The sequence below is a fragment of the Mesorhizobium sp. M5C.F.Ca.IN.020.32.2.1 genome (assembly GCF_004023105.1).
Lineage (GTDB): Bacteria > Pseudomonadota > Alphaproteobacteria > Rhizobiales > Rhizobiaceae > Mesorhizobium > Mesorhizobium wenxiniae.
This window is the reverse complement of record NZ_RZSX01000840.1, coordinates 1-2,732: the sequence shown is the minus strand read 5'-3', so window position 1 is coordinate 2,732 and position 2,732 is coordinate 1. Positions and strand designations below refer to the sequence as shown.

Here is a 2,732-nt window from a genome sequence, read left to right as displayed (position 1 = left end):
GCCGCCGAGATCGATATGCTCGACGGCGTGCCCGTCGGCGCGCAGCACGCCGACCAGCTCCACCAGCAGCGCGAAGGCGTCGTCGAACGGCTGCAATTCGGTGATCTGGCTGCCGATATGGGTGTCGATGCCGGTGACCTTGATGCCAGGCAGTTCAGCTGCGCGGGCATAGACCTGGCGTGCCTTCTGCCAGGGAATGCCGAACTTGTTCTCGGCCTTGCCGGTGGAGATCTTCTTGTGGGTCTTGGCGTCGACATCGGGATTGATGCGCAGCGAGATCGACGCCACCTTTCCCAGTGCCGTGGCGCGGGCCGACAGCAATTCAAGTTCCGGTTCGGATTCGACGTTGAAGCAGAGAATGCCGACCGAGAGCGCAAAATCCATTTCGCGCGCGGTCTTGCCGACGCCCGAAAACAGGATCTTGTTGGCCGGAATGCCAGCGGCCAGGGCGCGGCGCAATTCGCCTTCCGAGACCACGTCGGCGCCGGCGCCGAGCTTGGCCAGGATCTTTAGCACCGCCTGGTTGGAATTCGCCTTCATAGCGTAGCAGACCAGCGCGTCGAGCCCGGCAAAGGCCTGCGAAAACACGCGGAAATGCCTGGTCAGCGTCGCCGTCGAATAGCAATAGAACGGCGTGCCGACGCTTGCGGCGATATCTGATATCGCCACGTCCTCGGCATGCAGCACGCCGTCGCGGTAGTCGAAATGGTTCACAACAGTGGTTCCGGATGTTGGAGCCGATAAGATCGGCCGATCTCATCGACTCTAGATCAGCGGGTCGAGAATGAACTTCTTGTCCTTGACCGGTTTTTCCGGCTCCGGCGGCACGGGCTGCTCGGCCTTTTGTGCGTCCTTGCGCGCCTGCACGGCCGCCTCATAGGGCGTGTCGAGGCCGGCTTTCCTGCCGCAGGCCGTTACGGTTGCCAGCGCCACCAGCAGCGTCAACGTCACCAAAATCCTGCTTGCGGTCATCGATCCATCCGTCTGAAACTTTTGCCCGCCGCTTTTAGCCGAGTTTTGCTGGCATTGCACCTAGTGTGGTGGATTAGAAGTTCCTGTCATTGATGGCATTCGCGTCAACGAACTTCAAATCCAAAACCACACTAGAATTCATCAATTACTCGTGCGGCTTTTGAATCCGAAATTCGCTCGCCGCGCTGCTCCAGCGTGATGCGAATTTCGGATTCGCCGCACGAGCATCACGCCTTGGCAATGTGCTTTTTCCAATACCGGATCTGCTTCCTCACCTCCGACGGCGCGGTGCCGCCGAAGCTCGTGCGGCTCTTCACCGAATTCTGTACGGCAAGCACCGAAAACACGTCCGCCGTGATGCCGGGGTGAATGGACTGCAAGTTTTCCAGCGGCAGCCTGTCGAGCCCGATTTTCTTCTCCTCGGCCAGCCCCACCGCGCGGCCGGTGACGTGGTGCGCCTCGCGGAACGGCAGGCCGAGCGTGCGCACCAGCCAGTCGGCAAGGTCGGTCGCGGTCGAATAGCCTGACCCGGCGGCCTTCTTCATGGCGGCCGCGTTCACCGTCATGTCGCGCACCATGCCGGTCATCGCCGCCAGCATCAGATCGAGCGTCTCGGCGGCGTCGAACACGGATTCCTTGTCCTCCTGCATGTCCTTGCCGTAGGTCAGCGGCATGCCCTTCATCACCGTCAGCAGGCCGACCAGATGGCCGGTGACGCGGCCGGTCTTGCCGCGCACCAGCTCGGCGGCGTCGGGGTTCTTCTTCTGCGGCATGATCGAGGAGCCGGTGGAGAATGAGTCCGACAGCCTGACGAAGCCGAATTGCGGCGTCGACCAGATGATGATCTCTTCGGCCAGCCGCGACAGATGCGTCGCGCAGATCGCCGCCAGCCCCAAGAATTCCAGTGCGAAATCGCGGTCCGAAACGCTGTCCAGCGAGTTGCGCATCGGTTCGCGGAAGCCGAGCGCCTTGGCCGTCTGGTGCCGGTCGATCAGAAAGCTTGTGCCGGCAAGAGCGGCCGCACCGAGCGGGCTTTCGTCCATCCGTTCGATGGCGTCGCGGACACGCGACAGGTCGCGCGAAAACATCTCGACATAGGCCATGCAGTGGTGGCCGAAGGTCACCGGCTGCGCCGCCTGCATGTGGGTGAAGCCCGGCATCACCGTCGCCGCATGCTCCTCGGCCCGTTCCAGGAACGCCGAGATCAGGCCCTTCAGCGCCTCAGCGACGCGAAAGCATTCGTCTTTGACCCACAGCCTGAGATCGACCGCTACCTGGTCGTTGCGGGAGCGGGCGGTATGCAGGCGGCCGGCGGCCGGGCCGATCAGCTCGGCAAGGCGGGCCTCGACATTCATGTGGATGTCTTCCAGCCTGGTCGAGAACTCGAACGTGCCGGCTTCGATCTCTGCCAGGATCGTGTTCAGCCCGTGAGCGATTTTTTCTTGATCGGCCGTCGAAATAATGCCCGTTTGCGCCAGCATCTCGCTATGGGCGATCGAGCCTCTGATATCCTGCGCATAGAGTTTGCGGTCGAACGAGATCGACGCGTTGATCGCTTCCATGATCGCGGCCGGACCCGAGGCAAAACGTCCGCCCCACATCTGGTTGCTGGCCTTCTTGTCGCTCATCGCTATAACCCGTGCTCCGGAGCAGTTTTTAGAAAATGGCAGACGGCAATCGATTTTTCCCGGCCCCGAGCCTCATCCTCGCCGCTTTGGTGGCGGGCGTGCTTGCGGGCGCGGTCGCGGTATATGTCAGCG

Annotated in this window: 3 protein-coding genes and 1 pseudogene; 1 reads left to right on the top strand and 3 read right to left on the bottom strand. The window is 62.1% G+C overall.

Annotation, left to right across the window (positions count from 1 at the left end):
• The 3 genes from EOA86_RS29675 to argH form a co-directional block, all read right to left on the bottom strand.
• A partial coding sequence (locus EOA86_RS29675) for a diaminopimelate decarboxylase (RefSeq protein ID WP_164892104.1) occupies positions 1-714 on the bottom strand: 714 nt, incomplete at its 3' end.
• A gap of 51 nt (positions 715-765) precedes the next feature.
• Positions 766-972, bottom strand: a complete 207-nt coding sequence (locus EOA86_RS29670) for a hypothetical protein (protein WP_029348597.1) — start codon at positions 970-972, stop codon at positions 766-768.
• Positions 973-1,199: 227 nt separating this feature from the next.
• Positions 1,200-2,600: an argininosuccinate lyase gene (gene argH / locus EOA86_RS29665; RefSeq protein WP_127210610.1), complete on the bottom strand. Its 1,401-nt coding sequence runs from the start codon at positions 2,598-2,600 to the stop codon at positions 1,200-1,202.
• A gap of 35 nt (positions 2,601-2,635) precedes the next feature.
• On the opposite strand from argH, the pseudogene EOA86_RS40760 reads away from it, so the two are divergent.
• Positions 2,636-2,732 (top strand): annotated as a pseudogene (locus EOA86_RS40760) (TlpA family protein disulfide reductase); the annotation flags it as partial.

Excerpts from the sequence above, each read along its gene's own strand:
- EOA86_RS29670 (WP_029348597.1), bottom strand. The coding sequence starts at position 972 with ATGACCGCAAGCAGGATTTTGGTGACGTTGACGCTGCTGGTGGCGCTG.
- argH (WP_127210610.1), bottom strand. The coding sequence starts at position 2,600 with ATGAGCGACAAGAAGGCCAGCAACCAGATGTGGGGCGGACGTTTTGCC.